Here is a 19,184-nt window from a genome sequence, read left to right as displayed (position 1 = left end):
CGCCGAACTCACTTCAACTGATCCTCGGTGTAGTAGCCACCCTCGACCAGCAGCTTCTCGTAGTTGTCCTTGTAGACGATCTCGGGCTGCAGCAGGTACGCGGGAACGACCTTGTCGCCGTTGTCGTAATCGGTGGTGTTGTTGGTCTCGGGCGTCTGACCGTCGAGCATGGCCTGAGCCATCGCGATCGTGACCTCGGCCAGCTGACGGGTGTCCTTGTAGATCGTGGAGTACTGCTCACCGGCGATGATGGACTTCACGGACGGCACCTCGGCGTCCTGTCCGGTGACGATCGGGTACGGCTGCCCTGCTGTTCCGTATCCGTTGCTCTTGAGTGCGGAGAGGATGCCGATGGACAAGCCGTCGTACGGCGAGAGCACGCCCTGCACCTTCTGGCCGGAGGAATACGTCTTGGTGAGCAGATCCTCCATGCGCTTCTGGGCGGTGGCCGGATCCCAGCGCAGTGTCGCAGCCGTCTCGAAATCGGACTCGCCGCTGCCGATCTTCAGAGTTCCCTTGTCCAGGTACGGCTTCAGGGTGTCCATGGCACCGTCGAAGAAGAAGGTGGCGTTGTTGTCGTCGGGCGAACCGGCGAAGACCTCGATGTTCAACGGGCCGGCCGGGGCATCGGCCTTGTCGGTGCCGTCCTCGTTCTTCAGGCCGAGACCGACGAGAAGTGACGTGGCCTGGTCGACGCCGACCTTGTAGTTGTCGAACGTCGCGTAGTAGTCGACGTTGGGCGAGTTACGGATGAGGCGGTCGTAGGCGATGACGCCGATGCCGTTGTCCTTTGCTTCCTGCAGCTGGGTGGTGATGGCGGTGCCGTCCACGGAGGCCACGATGAGAAGCTTTGCGCCCTGGGTGATCTGGTTCTCGATCTGGTTCACCTGGGTGGGAATGTCGTTCTCGGCGTACTGCAGATCGACCTTGTAGCCCTGCCCCTCCAGCGCGCTCTTGAGGTTGTCGCCGTCGGCGATCCATCGAGCCGAGGACTTCGTCGGCATCGTGACGCCGATCAGGGCGCCCGCCGTGCTTCCGCCTTCGGCCGGAGCCTGGTCCGCGGTCTTGGTGCTCGATCCACACGCGCCGAGCGTGAGGGTGAGCGCCACCGCGGCTGCGGCGATGGATAGGTGTCGAAACTTCATCGTTTCTCCCTGCGTAGTGGAGTAGACCGTGAAGCGGGGTCCGCCGGGGTGTCCCGTGTGGTTCGCATCACATCAAGACGAAAGTGTGAGCGATAACATCGGCATTGTCAAAGATTTCTTTTTCGCACCCACGTGACCAGTGTGAGCGCTAACATCGGCCGACCCGAGAACGCCTGGGACGTACCCGTGGGACGGGTCAGTGCAGTTCGTGCACCGACTGCTTGCCGCTCTTGAGCCAGCGACTTGGGAGTCGGCCGACCAGCTCTCCCAGCGGATGTACCGCGGCCGAGAGGATCTCGACGGAATCCTGCAGGATGTCGATCGAGATGCTCATCCGCTCGATGTTGGGGGCCACCGACGTCAACGTCTCCGAGAGCTTGACCAACTGATCGAGCGGGCCACCCTTGGCGGTCAGACGCTCGATGGCTCCGTCCTCGGCGAGGAGCGTTTCGAGGATGCCCTCCTCGGCGATGGCGCGTTCGATGAGGCCGTCCTGACGCGTGAGCACCTCGAGCGGACCGTCCTTGGCCGTCAGTCTTTCCAGCGGTCCGTTGGTGGCGGTGATGCGGTCCAGCAGACCGCCCTCGGCGAGCAGTCGTTCGAGCGGTCCGTCCTCGGCGAGCAGCCGGTCCAGGGGTCCGCCGGGAGCCAGGATTCGCTCGACCGGGCCGCCAGGGGACAGCAGCCGCTCGAGGGTGCCGTCCTCGGAGGTGAGGCGGTCCACGACGCCACCCTGGGCGAGCAGGCGATCGAGTGGCCCGCCTTCCTTGAGGGCGTTGCCCAGGGCGCGGTCGTCGGAGGTGAGCTGGCCGAGCTGGGCCAGCAGTTGCATCGTGCCGCCGCGCGGGTTGGCGAGCGAGGCGACACCTGCGGTGCCCGACGCACCGGTGGCCAAGGCCATCCTGGTGGTCGCCAGAGCGACCTCCGCGACGCCGATCGCCTGTTCGGCGATGGCAATTCCGGCGCGCGCGGGCAGTGTGATCGCTGACACCCAGTTCATCGTTTTACTGTAACTGCTCGTAGCCCGGAAAATCAGTGAAGAACCTTCAGTCCGACGACGCATCCGACGATGCCGACCAGAAGCGCAACCTTGAGCAGCGAGGCGGATTCGGCACCGGTGATCATGGCGTACGTGACGGTGAGGGTGGCACCGATTCCCACCCAGACGGCGTAGGCGGTGCCGGTGGGCAACGATCGCATCGCGATCGCGAGTCCGATCATGCTGAGCACCACCGCGATGCCGAAGACGACGGACGGTCCGAGTTTGGTGAAGCCCTCGGACTTGCCGAGTGCGGTTGCCCAGATCGCTTCGAGGACGCCGGAGACGACGAGAATCAGCCAAGCCATGAGAAATCACTCCTTGCACCGTCTTGTCGCTGTTCGGGTACGGTGCGCTCGTCCGATTGCCGGAAGTGACTTGTACGATCGTACCAATTCGTGTGCACGGTGGCCATGGCGTCAGTAGGCGTACGTGTTCGCCGGAGCTTCGATTCGCTCGACCGTCGACACCGTCATCGTGGGTGTGAACGCGGTGTCCTCCGTCGCCGTTGCAGCGTCCACGGTTCCCGAAATCTGCAGCCAGGTGCCGTCAGGAATGTCGTCGAGAGCTGCGCTACCTGCATCGAGGTGGATGCGAACGGACCTGGCGTCGGCCGCGCAACAGATGATGAGAATGCGGGCGAGGTCGAGGCCTTCTCTCGTTCCGTCGGCGCGCGGCGAGCCTCCGTTCGCGGTGGCGACGGCGAATCCGGTGACGCGAATCTCCCGTCCGTCGAGGCTGCCTTCGGTGTCCCTGACCGCGCGTTGCACGGCGTCGAGCAGAGGAACCTCGGGCGCGCGCTCGTTCGGCAACGGTGGAAACGCTGTCCTCTGACGATCGGCCGACGAGGTGACGGATCGCTCGCCGACGGCCGAGACTCCCAGCGCGGGCGGTGCGACGAACAGGATGACCGCGAGTGGGACCAGGAGCAGCCAGTACGGACGCGAATCATGATCGTGTCCGTCGCCCGCGGGCCCACCGCGGCGGATGTCGGCGACGATCGACGCGATCGCCAGGGCGACGATCAACACCCCGGCGGTCAGCAGATACGGATGCAGCGACGGTTTGACGTATCGCACAAAGGTGCCGTCCACCGAGATCTTGACCGTGGCTCCGCCGAGAAGCAGGAGCAGCAGATTCTGCACCTCGCGTTTCATCGGGCCCCCAGGAACGCGTAGCCGCTCACCGAGGCGCACACGATCGCGACGATGAACGTCAGCGGGGCGAAGCGAGCCACGAAGCCGCGTCCGAAGCTTCCGGCCTGCATCGCCATCAACTTCACGTCGACCGCAGGTCCCACCACCAGGAAGACCAGCCGCGGCAGCAGCGGCAGCATCGACATGCTCGCCGCGACGAATGCGTCGGCCTCCGAGCACAGCGCGAGAATCACCGCGAGCACGGCCATCACCAGGATCGACAGCAGCAACTGACCGGCGAGATGGTCGAACACCCAGTCCGGAACCACCAGATGCAGCAAGGCGGCGGCCGCTGCTCCGAACACGAGAAAAGCTCCGGCCTGCAGCAGGTCCGCGCGCGCCGACTCGCGGAACGTCTCCCACTTCGAGTTTCCGTGGCGGTGTTCACGATCGGCGAGCCGAGCGGTGATCCACTCGGCCTTGCCGAACCTGGTCCACAGCCAGCCCATCACCAGAGCGGTGGCGAGTGAGCCGAAGAACCGCGCGAGAACCATCGCCGGCTCGCCGGGGAAGGCCACCGCAGTGGAGACCAGGACGACGGGGTTGATCGCCGGTGCCGAGAGCAGAAACGCCAAGGCTGCAGACGTCGGAACACCCTGATCCATCAGCCGGCGCGAAACGGGAACGGCACCGCACTCACAACCGGGCAACGCCATTCCCGCAAGTCCGCTCACTCCGACGGCAGCGGTGGCGTTCTTCGGCACCACCTTCTGCAGCACCGCGGGCGAGACGAACGCGGCGATGCCTCCGCTGACGAGCACTCCGAGCACCAGGAACGGCGTCGCCTGCACGAAGATCCCGGTGAACACCGTCGCTCCGGTCCTTAGTGCAGGGGACGAGTCGACCCACCGGGCCACGTCGGCACCGAACGCGATGCCCAACACGAGCAGAGTTGCGAATACGTGCATGGATGACACGGGAGACCGAACCCTGGTGCGGGTGCCCGGGTTCGCGTCGACCATGGTGCTGCCATCATGCCTCCTCGTCGGGGGCTCACAGCAACCTCACAGCGAGAGTCCAGCGAACGGGCAGCATCTCGCGCGATGATGGACACCGTGAGCGAGACACCCGAGGCCCGAGTCCTGATCGTCGACGACGAACCGACAATCGTCGAACTGCTGTCGGTCAGCCTCAGGTACCAGGGATTCGAGGTGGCGACGGCGTCGTCCGGCCCCGAGGCATTGGACAAGGCCCGCAACTTCAGGCCAGAGGCTCTCATTCTCGACGTGATGATGCCCGGCATGGACGGCTTCGGTCTGCTGCGTCGGCTGCGGGCGGACGGAATCGATGCGCCCGCACTGTTCTTGACCGCACGAGACTCCGTGGAGGACAAGGTGACCGGGCTGACCCTCGGTGCGGACGACTACGTGACCAAGCCGTTCTCGCTCGAGGAGGTGGTGGCCCGACTCCGGGTGATCCTGCGCCGTTCGGGCAAAAGCGAGGACGCGCAGCCCTCCCGAGTTGCGTTCGCGGACATCGAACTCGACGACGACACCCACGAGGTCTGGAAGGCGGGAGAGCCGGTCTCGCTCTCGCCCACCGAATTCACACTGCTGCGGTACTTCATGGTCAACGCGGGAACCGTACTGAGCAAGCCGCGAATTCTCGATCACGTGTGGCACTACGACTTCGGCGGAGAAGTGGGAGTGGTGGAGTCCTACGTGTCCTATCTGCGCCGCAAGGTCGATACGGGCGACACCCGATTGATCCACACGTTGCGGGGCGTCGGCTACGTCATGCGCCAGCCACGGTGACGGGCATTCGAGGTCGGATTCGAAGTCTGCCGCTGCGCTTCACCTTGGTCGCCGCGCTGTTGCTCCTGGTCGGTCTCGGCCTGTTGGCGTCGGGGATTGCCGTGACCTCCTCGCTCGAGACGTCGTTGATGCGTCGTCTCGATCAACAACTGATCGAGGCGTCCGTGGGCTGGGCCAGGCCGGGTAACGAACGCCCGCCCTTCCCGGTCGACGAGCCCAATCCAAGTCGCCCGCCGTCCAACTTCTACGTTCGTTTCGTCGCCGACGACGGTACCGTGCGCGGCCCGATCAACGATGTGACAGAGGATGTTCCGGATCTGTCGGGCACGCCGTCGGCGGCCCCGAAAACCGTCGGTTCCGAGGGCGACCCGTCGAAGCAGTGGCGGGTGATCACGGTGACGAACAGCGAGGGCTCCACCACCGTCGGAATGTCGCTCAGCGCCAATCAGCAGACCGTCAGCAGACTGGTGGTACTCCAGTTCTACATCGGCGCAGCCGTGTTGCTGGCACTGGCCGTGATCGCCTACTTCGTGGTGCGGCGCAGCCTGCGACCGTTGCGTGAGGTGGAGACCACTGCCGCGGCCATCGCCGCCGGAGACCTCCACCGTCGAGTTCCCGAGTGGAGTGAGAAGACCGAGGTGGGCCGGTTGTCGGCGGCGCTGAACGGCATGCTCTCGCAGATTCAGCGTGCGTTCGCGGCCACTGCCGCCTCCGAGGAGGCCGCGCGCGCATCCGAGGATCGAATGCGCCGCTTCGTCGCCGATGCCAGCCACGAATTACGAACACCGCTGACGACCATTCGCGGGTTCGCCGAGCTGTACCGACAGGGTGCGATGAGCGACATCTCGTTGCTGATGAATCGAATCGAGGGCGAGTCGGCGCGCATGGGCCTGCTCGTCGAAGACCTGTTGATGCTCGCGCGCCTCGACGCGCAACGACCTCTGGACATGCGGCGCGTCGACCTGCTGACCGTCGCCGCCGATGCGGTGCACGACGCCAAGGCCGTCTCGCCCACGCGGGACATCTCCCTGAAAGTGTTGGCGGGGCCGGGAATACCCGAAGTCCGCGGCGACGACGCGCGGCTGCGTCAGGTGCTCGCGAACCTCGTCGGAAACGCCGTACGGCACACGCCGGAATCCGCGTCGATCACCGTGTGCGTCGGGACCACCCAGTCGTCGGTGCTGCTCGAAGTACAGGACACCGGACCCGGTCTGGGCAAGGAAGAGGCCGCGCACGTCTTCGAGCGCTTCTATCGAGCCGACTCCTCGCGCACACGCGAGAGCGGGGGCAGCGGGCTCGGTCTGTCGATCGTGGCGGCCCTGGTAGCGGCGCACAGCGGAACTGTGACAGTGCAGAGCGCCCCGGGGCAGGGCGCGACCTTCCGAGTCGAATTACCCCGCGCCGACGGTTGATTCGCGTGCCGTTGCGCCCTTCTTGCGGTCGGCCAGCTTCGTGTACGCGGCTGCGGCGAGTGGCGCGGCGACGAGCATCGACACCAACCGAATCACCTGAACGCACGCGACGAAGGTGACGTCCGATCCCGTCGTCGCGGACACGGCCAGCACGGCGGCCAATCCACCGGGCGTGGTCGCGAGGTAGCCGGTGAGCATGCTGACTCCGGTGATCGCAGACAGTGCCCAGCCGAACAGTGCGCAGATCACCCCGATCGATACGACCAGCAGAGCAGCCCACGGGAAGATCCGACCGATCGCCCGCAGACTGGAGACGGTGAAGGCGAGCCCCGCCTGCCATCCGATGACGATGAACGCCACCGGCAGCAGCACGGCGGGTACCGAGATGTCGACCGGCCAGCCGAGCAGTTCGCAGGTGCCGGCGACGATCAGTGGTCCGAGGGTGGCGGGCGCGGGCAGTCGGATGATCCGAGCGAGAACGATTCCGGCGATGACGGCAGCGATCAGAAAGGCCGTACCGATGTACCAGGGCGTCGTCGACTGCTCGGACGACGCTGTCCCACCACCGGTGTCGGTATGGAACGCGAACGTGACGATCAGCGGCATCGTGACCACCACGAGTGCGACGCGTAGGTACTGGACCACCGCGACGATGCGCTCGTCCCCGCCGAGTTCTCGGGCGATGGACACCAGACCCGTTGCGCCACCGGCAATCAGGGACAGCGCTCCGGTGACCGGGTCGACGTCGCGATGCAGAGCCAGCAGCGCGCCGCAGCCTGCACTGACGACCAGTGTCCCCGCACCGACGAGAACTGCGGGAATCCAGTTCTCGCCCAACGCACCCAGGGTGTCGGTGTCGAGCATCAACCCGATCGTCACCGCCAGTGTGCCCTGCGCCGCCATCGATGCCGGACGGGGGACGGCAGCCGGACCGAGGCCGGTCAGCGCGAAGACCACGGCGACGACAAGTGCGGCGAACAGTGACGGTGCCGTCAGACCCAGAGTCGCGAAAAGGGCCCAGCCCCCGACGGATACGGCCGCGAGGCCGATCCATCGGAGGCTGTACCCCAGTACTCGTCTCATCGGTGTCGGAGCACTCATGCTCCGGACTTGACCAGCAGAACCGGGACCGGGATCTCGAGGAGCAGACGCTGAATGGTCTGTCCCATCAGGAACTTTCCGACCGCCGAGCGGTGCCGCGAGCCCACCACCAGGATCTCCGACTTCTGTTCTTCCACCAGGGTCAGCAGCGTGTTGACGGCGTCGGGGTCGGGCCGACCCACTGCCACGGTCCAGGAGACCGCGTCGGCGTGGTCGATATCGGCCAGCGCGGTCTCCACCGACGTGGACACGGCCTGCGTCTCGGCGGCCTCGGCGGACGGTTCGGCCGATCCGGAGAGTGCGTGCAGGACGACCAGGTCCGTCTCGCGGATGCGTGCTTCTCGAACGGCTGCCGCCAGTGCTGCGCGGCCCTCGGGCGAATTGTTGTGCAGTACGCCAACAGTCATGACGGTTTCTCCTACGCGAGATGGGGTGGGGGATCAGCCGAACGGGATCTGGCCGAGGACGATGCCGACGGCAAGCATCGCGAGGGAGACGACCACCGCTCGCCACAGCACCTTCTTGTGGTGATCGGCCAGTGACACTCCGGCGAGGGTGACCAGCAGCAGGATGGCCGGAACCAGCGGGCTCTGCAGGTGGACGGGCTGACCGGTGATCGACGCACGGGCCATCTCGACCGGGTCGATGCCGTACTTGCCTGCGGTCTCGGTCAGCACCGGCAGGATGCCGAAGTAGAAGGCGTCGTTGGTCATGAAGAACGTCAGCGGGATGCTCAGGATGCCGGTGATGACGGCCAGGTACGGGCCCATGCCGGACGGGATGACGTTGAGCAGCCACTCCGCCATGGCCTCGACCATGCCGGTGCCCTGGAAGACGCCGGTCAGAATTGCCGCGGCGAGCACCATGGCTACCACCGAGACGATGGACGACGAGTGCCGTGCGATCGCGTCGCCCTGCTCCTTGACCTTGGGGAAGTTGACCGTCAGGGCAATGGAGGCAGCGATCATGAACAGCACCGGGATGGGCAGGATGTCCATGACGAGGATGACGAGGAGGATGACCGTCAGAGCAGCGTTGAACCACAGCAGCTTCGGGCGCAGGGTGTCGCGGTTGGGGTCGAGACCGTCGAAGAACTGACCCGATTCGCCGTCGTCCGATCCGCCGGTGCCTGCACCGCCGGTTGCCTTGCCACCCTTGCGGATACTGCCGCCGCCACCGGAGGCCACCAACTCGGGCTCGTAGATCAGCTTGCCGATGCGTCGGCGCTCCATGATGCCCAGGTGAACGGCGAAGAGCAGCACGATGATCAGGCCGACGATCATGGAAGGAACCATCGGAACGAACACGTCGGACGGGGAGATGCCGAGAGCGGAAGCAGCGCGAACCGTCGGGCCGCCCCACGGAATGATGTTCATCGTGCCGTTGGCGAGACCGGCGACGACCGTCAGAATGACCGGGCTGACACCGAGTTTGAGATACAGCGGCAACAGGGCGGACGTGACGATGATGAACGTGGTGGAGCCGTCACCGTCGAGCGAGACGACCATGGCCAGAATGGCCGTTCCGACAACGAGTTTCATCGGATCGTTGCGCACCAGGCGCAGAATGCCGCGCACCAGTGGGTCGAACAGTCCGACGTCGATCATGATGCCGAAGAAGATGATGGCGAAGAACAGCAGGGCCGCGGTGGGGGCCAGCGACTTGATGCCGTCGGTGATCATGTCACCGATGCCGAGCCCTGCGCCGGCCAGCAGACCGAAGATGACGGGTACGAGGGTGAGTGCGACGACGGGCGTGGCTCTCTTGGTCAGGATCAAGAACATGAAGGCGGCTACCATGAGGAAGCCGAGTATCACCAACATCGTGCACTCCTTCTCGAATGTGTGAGGTGGGTCCGGTTGGACTGCGTGTGTGACTGAAGTTACGTAACCGGCATCACATGGTCGCCGTTGTGCGCACTACCCGCGCAAGCAACGTAAAGAGCCTTTTGCGCATTGTGCTCGAGCCCGCCCGACGCATAGCCTGAACGAGTGCGATTGAGGACCCAGGTGCTGTTGTTGCAGGCAGCGCTGGTGGCGGTGGCCCTGGCTGTGGCGTTCGGGGTGTTCGCGATCAGCAGCGGCAGGCAGGCGAGCGAGGAGTACGGCGAGCGCGCGCTCGCGGTCGCCCGGACGGTGGCGTCGGACCCGGAGGTGCGCTCGCTCGTCGAGCAGTTCTCGGCAGTCGACACCGCAGGCACCGACGCCGCGCCCGCGGGAGTGCTGGCGGGCGGGGCCTTGCAGCGCGCGGCCGAGGGTGCCCGCACCCGCACCGACGCCCTGTTCGTCGTCATCACCGACGATCGCGGTCTTCGCTTGGCGCACCCCGATCCGACCGTGTTGGGCCAGCGGGTGAGTACCGATCCATCCGGTGCGCTGGCGGGCAACGAGGTGGTCGAGCAGGAGCGCGGCACCCTCGGCGACTCCGTACGCGCGAAAGTGCCTGTGCTGGCGCTCGGTTCGACCGACGTGGTGGTCGGCGAAGTGAGCGTGGGCATATCGACCACGGCCGTGCGTACCGAGCTGGTGAAGGATCTGGTCAACGGCGGGTTGGTGACCGGTGCCGTGCTGTTGCTCGGGCTGGCCGGCTCGACCCTGTTGGCGCGCAGGTGGAAACGACTGACGCTGGGGCTCGAGCCGGAGGAGCTCGCCGAATTGGTGCGTGAACAGGAGGCCGTGCTGCACGGCATCGGCGAGGGCGTGGTCGCCATCGATCCGAACGGCGTCGTCACGGTCGTCAACGACGAAGCGCGCTCGTTGCTCTCGATCGACGGTAAGCCGGGGATGCGGATCGAGGACATCGGTCTGACTCCGAGACTGCTCGAGGTCATCGAATCTCCGACGGCCGAACCCGTACTCGCGGCGGTGAACGAGGTCGTGGTCGTCGCAGCCGCTCGAAAAGTGCTGCGTGACAATCGCAATCTGGGTACGGTGCTGACCGTGCGTGACCGAACGGACGTCGAGACGCTGACGCGTCAACTCGACGCGGTGCAGTCGATGTCCGCCGTACTGCGCGCCCAGCGCCACGAGTTCGCGAACCGAATGCATCTGGTCAGCGGACTGCTGCACGAGGGCCACCCGGATCGTGCGTCGCAGTACATCGACGAGATACTCGGCGTGGGGCCGAGATCGGAAACCGTCGAGGGTATCGATGCGCTGTCCGACGCCTATCTGCGTTCGTTCCTGACCGCGAAAGCCGCGCACGCGCGTGAGAGCGGGGTGCGAATGGTGTTGGGCGAGAACACCTGGGTCGGGGGAGAGGTGGCCGTCCCCGTCGACGTGACGACTGTGCTGGGCAACCTCGTCGACAATGCGATCGATGCTGCCAGGCTGGGAGTCCGCAGGCCCGCCGAGGTGGAAGTGGAACTGGTGCAGGACGGTTCGACCCTGCACATCGTGGTCGTCGATTCCGGCGACGGTGTGGATCTGGAAGTCGATCAGGTGTTCGTGGAGGGAGTCTCGACCAAGTCGACGGCGGACTCGCCGGGCGGCCGAGGGGTGGGATTGGCGCTGAGTCGGCAGATCGCACGTACCCGCGGCGGCGACGTGACGCTGGCCGATGTCGGTGGGCAGATCACCGACGAGAACGAACGAGGAGGCGCAGTGTTCATCGCGTCGATCCCGGACGCACTACTGACCGACGAGGTGTCGCAATGAGAGTACTGGTGGTGGACGACGATTTCCGAGTCGCGGATCTACATGCGGCACTGGTGAATTCGCTGGCCGACTACGAGGTGGCCGCGGTGGCGACGAGCATCGCCCAGGCGCGCGAGTTGGCGTCGACGCAGGCGTTCGATCTGGCGCTGGTCGACGTCTATCTGCCCGACGGATCGGGAATCGACCTGGTGCGCGAACTCGAGTGCGACGCCGTGGTGCTCTCCGCGGCGGCGGATCAGCAGACCGTTCGATCGGCGTTGGCCGCGGGTGCCTGGACGTATCTGATCAAACCGTTTCCGCGCTCGGCGTTGGTCGATCGCCTCTCCGGATACCGGACGTACCGCGGCGCTCTCGACCGTTCGGACGAGCTGAGCCAGGCCGACATCGACAGCGGACTCGACGCGTTGCGTCCGCGCGCGGCGGCACCGCTGCCGTCCTCGCAGTCCGTCACCCGTGATCTGGTGCTCGACGCCGTGCGCGCGACCGCCGATCCGATGTCCGCGGGTGAAGTTGCTGCGGCCATCGGCATTTCACGTGCGACCGCGCAGCGTTACCTGGCCACCCTCGTGTCCAAGGGTCGACTGCGCATGCAGCTGCGCTATGGGTCGACCGGCAGGCCGGAGCAGGAGTACTCGCTACCGCCGGGAGCGTGAGACCGCCACGACCACGGCTCCGCACACGGAAATTGCCGCGGTGACCAGAGCTGCGGTGTTCCACCCTTCGGTCAGCGCAGTCAAGCTGTGGCTGCTGATCGATTGGGTCATTCCGCGGGCTCCACTGCCCGCAAATTGGGTCATTCCGCGGGCTCCACTCCCGCCGGCCGGAACGGCCACCACCGCAACGACGGTGACTCCGATGGCGGAGCCGACGTAGCGCGCGGTGTTGTTGGCACCGCTGCCCATGCCGCCGCGTCCGGTGGGCACGCTGGCCACGGCCTCGCGTCCGAGGGCGGCGTTGAGTATCCCGCTGGCGACTCCTGCCACGAGCAGTCCCGGCAGCAGTCGCGGCCAGGATGCGTTCTCGGACAACCCCGTGAGCATCACCATGCCGATCGCGACGCCGACCAGACCGACGGCGAGTTGCGTCCGACCGCTCATCGATGCGGGCAGCCTGCGGGCGAGCAGGGCGGTGACCACGGACGTGGCCGACCACCCGAACAGCAGCAGGGCGGCACCGAGCGCATCGATTCCCAGCACGGTTCCGAGGAATCCGGGCATGTACGACATCAGGGCGATGATGCCGCCGCCGGTGGCCAGCGCGGCGACCGTGGCGGCCAGAAAGGGTGGGTGCCGGAAGAGTGTCAGATCGAGCATCGCAGTGGCACCGCGCAATTCGAGGACCACGAACGCGGACAGTAGCAGGGCCGCGAGGACGAAGAGCACGATCGGAGTGACGGCGATCCAGCCCTGCCTGCCCTCGACCAGCGCGGCCAGCAACGCGGCGACGCCCGTGGCCAACAGCAGCGCACCGACCGGATCGAGGCCACGCGGGGCGTCGGACCTGGATTCTTCGACGAGCACATGCGCGGCGACGGCCAATGCGACCGTGGCAACCGCGAGAACCACGTAGGCCTCACGCCAACTCGCCCAGCGATCGAGTACGGCGGCGAGCAGCGGACCGAGAGCGATGCCTGCACCCACGCTCGCGCCCCACACCCCGCTCGCCTTCGCGCGCACCGGACCGGCCGGGTGAGTGTGCGCGATGATCCCCAGGCTCGACGCGATGACGGCCGCGCCGCCGAGACCCTGCAGGATGCGGGCGAGGACGAAGATCAGAGTGTCGGGAGAGACGGCGCAGACGATCGCACCGACGGCCAGCACCGCCGCACCGAGTGCGAAGGTGCGTCGACGGCCGAAGTCGTCGGCGACGGTACCGGTGGTGAGCAGGGCGGCAGCGAGGCCGATGCTCATCGAGCTGAGAATCCAGGTGCGTCCTGCTGCGTCGGACATCAAGTCCGCGGCGGTGCTGTTGATCGTGGCGAGTGGTGCGGTGAACGCCATCAGAGTCAGCAGGGTGCCCAGCGCTGCGATGGTGAGCGCGCGGGTGCTGTTGTCGGTGCTGACGGGCGAGGGTGCAGCGTCGGTCATCGTCGTCCTTTTGGTCTGGTGATCGAACTGTAAACGCCCAACTTGGTTCGGTCAACAGACTGTACTATCGCGTCATGGCACTCGGAATCGACTACGCCCGCCAGGACTGCTCCCTGGCCCGTGCCCTCGAACTCGTCGGCGAGCGATGGACGATGCTCATCGTGCGCGATTGCTTCTTCGGGGTCCGACGCTTCGGTGATTTCCAGGTCCACCTCGACATCTCCAAGGCGGTCCTCGCGCAACGACTCGGCGCACTGGTCGAGGCCGGCCTGCTCGAACGACGAGCCCGCGCCGTCGAGGGCGGACGCGACGACTACGTCCCCACCGCCGCCCTCGAACGACTGTGGCCCGCCGTGTTCGCCCTGAGCTACTGGGGTGAGGAACAGACGGCGAAACCCGCAGGGAAGCGTCGACTATTCCTGCACGCGACCTGCGGAACCGACCTCGGACCGTTGGGGATCTGCCCCGAATGCGGACTCGCGCCCGGTCCGCACGACATCGACACCGATATCGGCCCGGGCTACGACCCCGACACCCGATCCGACGAGGTGTCGATGCACCTGAGGACGCGTCGACGCCTGCTCACGCCTCTGCGGTGAGCGAGGTGCGTCACTCCGGGACGTGAGCCGCGTGCCCGAGTTCACGCAACGCCGCGCGCAGCTTGGTCGCTGCCTCGTCCTGCGACTCCGCCGACGGATTCGGGTCGGCACCGGAGATGTCGAAGTTGCCCATGTCGTATGCCGGAAACACATGCAGATGCAGGTGCGGCACTTCGAGCCCGGCGATCAGCAGTCCGGCGCGGGGAGCGTCGAACGCGGTCCTGACCGCCTGGCCGATGATCTGGGCAACGGCAGTGATCTTCGCGAACGCGGCACCGTCGACGTCCTGCCACTGGTCGATCTCCTCGCGCGGAACCACCAGTGTGTGGCCCTGAGTGACCGGTGCGATCGTCAGAAACGCCACCACGTCGTCGTCCTGCCAGACGAAACGTCCCGGGATTTCGCCGGCGATGATCTTGCTGAAAATGGAAGCCATGGGAACAGGATGCCCTACCCGATTCGACCGGGGCCGTTCCACCGGTCGCGTCTCCCAGGTGATTGCCAGGTTCATCGCAGGGTGGGTCCAGCTCGGGGCCCGATTCTGGTCCACATGACAACGAATTCCCTCGCACGAGCAGGCCAGCGGCCCGGCTCGAACGCCACGGCCACTCTCGAGGTGGTCATCCCGGTATACAACGAAGAGGCGGATCTCGAACAGTGCATTCGTCGTCTACACGAGCATCTGGAAGACCGGATCCCGTTCCGGTCGCGCATCACGATCGCCGACAACGCCAGTACCGACGGCACCCTCGCGGTGGCACATCGGCTGGCCGACGAGATCGAAGGAGTCCGGGTTCATCACCTGGACGAGAAGGGCCGCGGACGAGCACTCAAAGCCGTCTGGCTCGCATCGGACGCCGATGTCGTGGCCTACATGGACGTCGACCTGTCGACCGACCTCAACGCTCTGATGCCGCTGATCGCGCCGTTGATGTCCGGTCACTCCGACCTCGCCATCGGATCACGACTCAACCGATCGTCCCGGGTGGTCCGCGGCGCGAAACGCGAATTCATCTCGCGCAGTTACAATCTCATTCTGCGCACGTCGCTGCGCGCACGCTTCTCGGATGCGCAGTGCGGTTTCAAGGCCATGCGCACCGACGTCGCCCGACAGCTGTTGCCGCTCGTCGAGGACACCGGATGGTTCTTCGACACCGAATTGCTCGTCATCGCAGAGAAAGTCGGCCTGCGTATCCACGAGGTGCCCGTCGACTGGGTCGACGACCCGAACAGCAGCGTCAACATCGTCGACACCGCCGTCAAGGACCTGCAGGGATGCTGGCGCGTCGGCCGCGCCCTGGCCACCGGCGTACTGCCGGTCGCCGAACTGCGTCGAAGCCTGGGACGGGAGCCGCTCGTGCCCGGAGTACCGCACGGAATGATCAGCCAGATGGTGCGATTCGGCATCATCGGCATCGCCAGCACCGTCGCCTACGCGTTGCTGTACCTGGTGCTGCACTCGTTGATCGGCGCGCAGGCCGCGAACTTCTTCGGACTACTGATCACCGCGGTACTCAACACCGCGGCCAACCGCGCCTTCACCTTCGGCGTCCGCGGATCGGACGGCGCAGGCAAGCATCAACTGCAGGGACTGGCGATCTTCGGTTTCGCTCTGCTCGTCACCAGCGGATCGCTCGCGGTACTGCATGCCTGGGTGCCCGATGTGTCCCGGCACGTCGAACTCGCCGTCCTCATCGTCGCCAATCTCGTTGCCACGGTGTGCCGATTCGTCGCACTGCGGTGGGTCTTCCGTAGCTCCACGTCGTCCGATTCGCAGTCCGCCGGTTCGGAGAAGAATCTGTGACGACGACGATCGAACGCCCCGCCGCGGACGCCTCGGCCGCGCCCGTCACCTCCCCGCGATGGGAGTGGATCGGTCTGGTCGCGTTGCTGGTCGGCACCGGCGTCGCCTACATCTGGGGACTCGGTGCCTCGGGTTGGGCCAACTCCTTCTATTCCGCTGCGGTGCAGGCGGGTTCGGTGTCGTGGAAGGCCTTCTTCTTCGGATCCTCCGACGCCGCCAACTCGATCACCGTCGACAAGCCCCCGATGTCGCTGTGGTTGATGTCGTTGTCGGTGCGCATCTTCGGCCTCAACACCTGGGCGATGCTGGTGCCGCAGGCGCTCCTCGGAGTCGCCTCGGTGGCCCTGCTGCGCGCCACCGTCAAGCGTCGCTTCGGCGGCGCGGCCGGTCTGCTCGCGGGCCTGGTGCTGGCCGTGACTCCGGTCGCCGCACTGATGTTCCGGTTCAACAATCCCGACGCGCTGCTCGTGCTGCTGATGATCGCATCGGTGTGGGCACTGCTGCGCGGCGTCGAGACCGGAAAGACCAAGTGGCTGTTGATCACCGGCATGTTCGTCGGATTCGGCTTCCTCACCAAGCAGCTCCAGGTGATGCTCGTCGTACCGCCGCTGGCGTTGACCTACCTGATCGCCGGACCGCCGAAGTTTCTCACCCGGCTGATGCAGTTGTTCGGTGCACTCGGCGCGATGATCGTCTCGGCCGGATGGTGGATTCTGATCGTGGAATTCTGGCCGGCGTCGTCGCGGCCGTGGGTCGGCGGTTCGCAGAACAATTCGATCCTCGAACTCACGCTCGGCTACAACGGATTCGGTCGGCTCAGCGGTGACGAAACCGGAAGTGTCACCCCCGGCCGCGGCGGTATGGGCGGGGGTATGGGTGCCGACATGGCCGGGGGAATGCCCGGGGGCATGCCCGGTGGTATCTGGGGAGAGACCGGCATCCTCCGCATGTTCGACGCCTCCCAGGGCGGCCAGATCGCCTGGCTTCTCCCGGCCGCGTTGATCCTGTCCGTGGTCGGACTCGTGTTGCGCGGCAGAGCACCTCGAACCGACGGGCAGCGTGCGTCGCTGATCGTGTGGGGATCGTGGTTGCTCGTGACGGGGCTGACGTTCAGTTTCATGGCCGGAATCTTCCACGCGTACTACACCGTTGCTCTCGCACCTGCCGTCGCCGCACTGATCGGCATCGGCAGCGTGGTGCTGTGGCGTCGACGCGACACGTACTGGGTACGCATCGCGATGGCCGCCGCCGTGGCGTCCACCGTGGCGATGGCGTGGGTGTTGTTGCGCCGCAGTGAGAGTTTCGTGCCGTGGTTGAAGTGGGCGATTCTCGTGGTCGGAGTTGTGGCCGTCGTGACGCTGCTCGTACCCGCGCTGACCCGGGGCAGGCTGGCGGCGGCGTCGATCCTGGCGGTGATGTTCGCCGGTCTCGCCGGGCCGACGGCGTACGCGGTCGACACGATCGGTACTCCGCACACCGGTGCCATCGTCTCGGCCGGCCCGAACACCGGTATGCGCGGGTTCGGCGGTATGGGCGAGGGCCGTCGCGGTCAGGGCGGTATGCCGGGCGGAATGCAGTTGCCGGCAGGCGTCCAGCTACCGGCCGGGATGCAGCCACCGGCGGGATTCCCGGGACAGGCCGGTGCTCCCGGCCAGATGCCAGGTGGCGCCGAGATGGGCGGCATGGGCGGCGCAATGGGCGGTCTTCTCGAGGGCAGCAAGCCGACCACCGCGATCACCGAGATGCTCGAGCAGGACGCCGACTCCTACACCTGGGTGGCAGCGGCCATCGGAGCCAACACGGCGGCCGGCTATCAATTGGCCACCGAGGAGCCCGTCATGCCCGTCGGCGGGTTCAACGGCACCGACCCGTCCCCGACTCTCGCCGAGTTCCAGCAGTACGTCGCCGAGGGGCAGATCCACTACTTCATCGGCGGCGGAGGGATGCCGGGAATGGAGTCGGGTACCTCGGCGGAGATCTCCGCCTGGGTCACCGAGAACTTCACCGCCACCACGGTCGACAACGTGACGTTCTACGACCTCACGCAGTAACACCGAACCACCACGAAAGAGCCCCGCACCATGACAGGTGCGGGGCGCTTTCGCGTCGAGCAGATAGTCTGATGCACTGTGCGCGTACTAGTCATTGGTTCCGGTGCTCGTGAGCACGCCCTTCTACTTGCGTTGAAGGCCGATCCGTCGGTCGAGAAGCTGTTCGTGGCTCCCGGCAACGCAGGCACCGCGAAGCTCGCCGAGCAGCACGTGGTCGACGTCGCTTCCGGTGAGGCGGTGACCGCGCTGGCGAAGAAACTCGACGCCGACCTGGTCGTCATCGGACCGGAGGTGCCCCTGGTCCTCGGTGTGGCCGACGCACTCCGCGAGGCAGGCATCGCCGCATTCGGACCGTCCGCCGACGCCGCTCGCATCGAGGGATCCAAGGCCTTCGCCAAGGACGTGATGGCAGCAGCAGGTGTCCGCACCGCGCACAGCGAAATCGTCGACTCACCCGCCCTGCTCGACGCAGCCCTCGACCGCTTCGGCCCCAACTGGGTGGTCAAGGACGACGGCCTGGCCGCAGGCAAGGGGGTTGTCGTCACCACCGACCGCCTCGTCGCGCGCGATCACGCTGCCGAACTCCTCGAGAACGGCCACCCGGTGCTGCTCGAATCGTTCCTCGACGGACCCGAGGTGTCCCTGTTCTGCCTCGTCGACGGTGAGACCGTGGTGCCTCTGCTGCCGGCGCAGGACCACAAACGCGTCGGCGACGGCGACACCGGACCCAACACCGGCGGCATGGGCGCATACACCCCGCTGCCGTGGTTGCCCGAGGGCGCAGTCGAGGAGATCGTCCGTGATGTGGTGAAACCCGTTGCCGCCGAGATGGTGCAGCGTGGCGTGCCGTTCTCCGGTCTGCTGTACGCCGGTCTGGCGATGGGTGCCGACGGCCCGGCGGTCGTCGAATTCAACTGCCGCTTCGGTGATCCCGAGACCCAGGCGGTGCTGGCGCTTCTCGATTCCCCTCTCGGTGAGGTGCTGAACGCGACGGCGACCGGCACGCTTGCCTCACTGCCGCCGTTGCGCTGGAAGGACGGTGCGGCCGTCACCGTCGTCATCGCCGCCGAGAACTACCCCGGTCGCCCGCGGACCGGTGACGAGATCCTCGGCTCCGACGGGGAAGGCGTCCTGCACGCAGGAACCGCGGTGAAGGACGGCGCAGTCGTCTCCGCGGGCGGACGCGTGCTGAGCGTGGTCGGCACCGGATTCGACCTCACCGCCGCCCGCGACGACGCATACTCCCGTATCGCGGGAATCCGATTGCCGGGCAGTCACTTCCGCACCGACATCGGCCTGGCTGCGGTGGAGGGTCGCATCTCGCTGTAGGTGCGCTGCGT

18 protein-coding genes and 1 riboswitch are annotated in these 19,184 nt (G+C 66.3%); of the genes, 8 read left to right on the top strand and 10 right to left on the bottom strand.

Annotated elements, in window-relative coordinates:
* Positions 1–8 precede the first annotated feature (8 nt).
* The 5 genes from chvE to CH296_RS04515 all read right to left on the bottom strand — a co-directional run bounded on the left by chvE (position 9) and on the right by CH296_RS04515 (position 4,288).
* Complete coding sequence (chvE, locus tag CH296_RS04535) at positions 9–1,145, bottom strand: multiple monosaccharide ABC transporter substrate-binding protein (RefSeq protein ID WP_032395966.1); 1,137 nt, start codon at positions 1,143–1,145, stop codon at positions 9–11.
* Positions 1,146–1,341: 196 nt separating this feature from the next.
* Positions 1,342–2,145, bottom strand: a complete 804-nt coding sequence (locus CH296_RS04530; RefSeq protein WP_037194493.1) for a hypothetical protein — start codon at positions 2,143–2,145, stop codon at positions 1,342–1,344.
* Positions 2,146–2,177: 32 nt separating this feature from the next.
* Complete coding sequence (locus CH296_RS04525; protein ID WP_094684124.1) at positions 2,178–2,492, bottom strand: multidrug efflux SMR transporter; 315 nt, start codon at positions 2,490–2,492, stop codon at positions 2,178–2,180.
* A 12-nt stretch (positions 2,493–2,504) separates the two neighbouring features.
* Positions 2,505–2,567: riboswitch (guanidine-III (ykkC-III) riboswitch) on the bottom strand.
* Positions 2,568–2,603: 36 nt separating this feature from the next.
* Positions 2,604–3,341, bottom strand: coding sequence for a TIGR03943 family protein (locus CH296_RS04520; RefSeq protein ID WP_094684123.1), 738 nt, complete (start codon positions 3,339–3,341; stop codon positions 2,604–2,606).
* On the bottom strand, positions 3,338–4,288 hold the full coding sequence (locus tag CH296_RS04515) for a permease (protein ID WP_256980331.1): 951 nt from the start codon (positions 4,286–4,288) through the stop codon (positions 3,338–3,340). Before CH296_RS04515 ends, CH296_RS04520 begins: the two co-directional genes overlap by 4 nt.
* A 135-nt stretch (positions 4,289–4,423) precedes the next feature.
* On the opposite strand from CH296_RS04515, the gene CH296_RS04510 reads away from it, so the two are divergent.
* Entirely contained in the window at positions 4,424–5,134 is a 711-nt protein-coding gene (locus tag CH296_RS04510; protein ID WP_045200320.1) for a response regulator transcription factor, read from the top strand.
* A gap of 26 nt (positions 5,135–5,160) precedes the next feature.
* Positions 5,161–6,546, top strand: a complete 1,386-nt coding sequence (locus CH296_RS04505; RefSeq protein ID WP_094684149.1) for a cell wall metabolism sensor histidine kinase WalK — start codon at positions 5,161–5,163, stop codon at positions 6,544–6,546.
* On the opposite strand, the gene CH296_RS04500 is transcribed toward CH296_RS04505, so the two are convergent.
* The 3 genes from CH296_RS04500 to CH296_RS04490 are packed head-to-tail and all read right to left on the bottom strand — an operon-like array spanning position 6,526 to position 9,470.
* Positions 6,526–7,647: an AbrB family transcriptional regulator gene (locus tag CH296_RS04500; protein ID WP_094684121.1), complete on the bottom strand. Its 1,122-nt coding sequence runs from the start codon at positions 7,645–7,647 to the stop codon at positions 6,526–6,528. The genes CH296_RS04505 and CH296_RS04500 overlap by 21 nt on opposite strands.
* Positions 7,644–8,054 carry a universal stress protein gene (locus CH296_RS04495; protein ID WP_068055827.1) on the bottom strand — a complete coding sequence of 137 codons (411 nt, stop codon included), beginning with the start codon at positions 8,052–8,054 and terminating at the stop codon, positions 7,644–7,646. The genes CH296_RS04500 and CH296_RS04495 overlap by 4 nt, the downstream gene beginning before the upstream one ends.
* A 33-nt stretch (positions 8,055–8,087) precedes the next feature.
* Entirely contained in the window at positions 8,088–9,470 is a 1,383-nt protein-coding gene (locus CH296_RS04490; protein WP_032395959.1) for a CitMHS family transporter, read from the bottom strand.
* Between the two features lie 168 nt (positions 9,471–9,638).
* On the opposite strand from CH296_RS04490, the gene CH296_RS04485 reads away from it, so the two are divergent.
* A complete protein-coding gene (locus CH296_RS04485) occupies positions 9,639–11,303 on the top strand; it encodes a sensor histidine kinase (protein WP_094630418.1) in 1,665 nt (554 codons plus the stop codon).
* On the top strand, positions 11,300–11,956 hold the full coding sequence (locus CH296_RS04480; RefSeq protein WP_032395957.1) for a response regulator: 657 nt from the start codon (positions 11,300–11,302) through the stop codon (positions 11,954–11,956). Before CH296_RS04485 ends, CH296_RS04480 begins: the two co-directional genes overlap by 4 nt.
* Here CH296_RS04480 and CH296_RS04475 read toward each other — a convergent pair.
* Entirely contained in the window at positions 11,939–13,390 is a 1,452-nt protein-coding gene (locus tag CH296_RS04475; protein WP_094684120.1) for an MFS transporter, read from the bottom strand. The two genes, CH296_RS04480 and CH296_RS04475, sit on opposite strands and share 18 nt — an antisense overlap.
* Before the next feature lie 74 nt (positions 13,391–13,464).
* Between CH296_RS04475 and CH296_RS04470 the strand changes: the two genes are divergently transcribed.
* Complete coding sequence (locus CH296_RS04470; protein WP_094684119.1) at positions 13,465–13,989, top strand: helix-turn-helix domain-containing protein; 525 nt, start codon at positions 13,465–13,467, stop codon at positions 13,987–13,989.
* 10 nt (positions 13,990–13,999) lie between these two features.
* Here the strand turns inward: CH296_RS04470 and CH296_RS04465 are convergent, their stop codons facing one another.
* On the bottom strand, positions 14,000–14,425 hold the full coding sequence (locus CH296_RS04465; protein ID WP_094656532.1) for an HIT family protein: 426 nt from the start codon (positions 14,423–14,425) through the stop codon (positions 14,000–14,002).
* Between the two features lie 114 nt (positions 14,426–14,539).
* On the opposite strand from CH296_RS04465, the gene CH296_RS04460 reads away from it, so the two are divergent.
* The 3 genes from CH296_RS04460 (at position 14,540) to purD (ending at position 19,173) form a co-directional block, all read left to right on the top strand.
* Positions 14,540–15,793: a bifunctional glycosyltransferase family 2/GtrA family protein gene (locus tag CH296_RS04460; protein WP_032395953.1), complete on the top strand. Its 1,254-nt coding sequence runs from the start codon at positions 14,540–14,542 to the stop codon at positions 15,791–15,793.
* Positions 15,790–17,844, top strand: a complete 2,055-nt coding sequence (locus tag CH296_RS04455) for a glycosyltransferase family 39 protein (RefSeq protein ID WP_094684118.1) — start codon at positions 15,790–15,792, stop codon at positions 17,842–17,844. The genes CH296_RS04460 and CH296_RS04455 overlap by 4 nt, the downstream gene beginning before the upstream one ends.
* Before the next feature lie 78 nt (positions 17,845–17,922).
* Positions 17,923–19,173 carry a phosphoribosylamine--glycine ligase gene (gene purD / locus CH296_RS04450; protein WP_094645746.1) on the top strand — a complete coding sequence of 417 codons (1,251 nt, stop codon included), beginning with the start codon at positions 17,923–17,925 and terminating at the stop codon, positions 19,171–19,173.
* The last annotated feature ends 11 nt before the right edge of the window (positions 19,174–19,184 follow it).

Source organism: Rhodococcus sp. 14-2496-1d (assembly GCF_002259365.1).
Lineage (GTDB): Bacteria > Actinomycetota > Actinomycetes > Mycobacteriales > Mycobacteriaceae > Rhodococcoides.
Note: the sequence above shows the minus strand (reverse complement) of the source record. Positions and strands in the feature narration are given on the sequence as shown.

Excerpts from the sequence above, each read along its gene's own strand:
- chvE (WP_032395966.1), bottom strand. The coding sequence starts at position 1,145 with ATGAAGTTTCGACACCTATCCATCGCCGCAGCCGCGGTGGCGCTCACC.
- CH296_RS04530 (WP_037194493.1), bottom strand. The coding sequence starts at position 2,145 with ATGAACTGGGTGTCAGCGATCACACTGCCCGCGCGCGCCGGAATTGCC.
- CH296_RS04525 (WP_094684124.1), bottom strand. The coding sequence starts at position 2,492 with ATGGCTTGGCTGATTCTCGTCGTCTCCGGCGTCCTCGAAGCGATCTGG.
- CH296_RS04520 (WP_094684123.1), bottom strand. The coding sequence starts at position 3,341 with ATGAAACGCGAGGTGCAGAATCTGCTGCTCCTGCTTCTCGGCGGAGCC.
- CH296_RS04515 (WP_256980331.1), bottom strand. The coding sequence starts at position 4,288 with ATGCACGTATTCGCAACTCTGCTCGTGTTGGGCATCGCGTTCGGTGCC.
- CH296_RS04510 (WP_045200320.1), top strand. The coding sequence starts at position 4,424 with ATGATGGACACCGTGAGCGAGACACCCGAGGCCCGAGTCCTGATCGTC.
- CH296_RS04500 (WP_094684121.1), bottom strand. The coding sequence starts at position 7,647 with ATGAGTGCTCCGACACCGATGAGACGAGTACTGGGGTACAGCCTCCGA.
- CH296_RS04495 (WP_068055827.1), bottom strand. The coding sequence starts at position 8,054 with ATGACTGTTGGCGTACTGCACAACAATTCGCCCGAGGGCCGCGCAGCA.
- CH296_RS04490 (WP_032395959.1), bottom strand. The coding sequence starts at position 9,470 with ATGTTGGTGATACTCGGCTTCCTCATGGTAGCCGCCTTCATGTTCTTG.
- CH296_RS04480 (WP_032395957.1), top strand. The coding sequence starts at position 11,300 with ATGAGAGTACTGGTGGTGGACGACGATTTCCGAGTCGCGGATCTACAT.
- CH296_RS04475 (WP_094684120.1), bottom strand. The coding sequence starts at position 13,390 with ATGACCGACGCTGCACCCTCGCCCGTCAGCACCGACAACAGCACCCGC.
- CH296_RS04470 (WP_094684119.1), top strand. The coding sequence starts at position 13,465 with ATGGCACTCGGAATCGACTACGCCCGCCAGGACTGCTCCCTGGCCCGT.
- CH296_RS04465 (WP_094656532.1), bottom strand. The coding sequence starts at position 14,425 with ATGGCTTCCATTTTCAGCAAGATCATCGCCGGCGAAATCCCGGGACGT.
- CH296_RS04460 (WP_032395953.1), top strand. The coding sequence starts at position 14,540 with ATGACAACGAATTCCCTCGCACGAGCAGGCCAGCGGCCCGGCTCGAAC.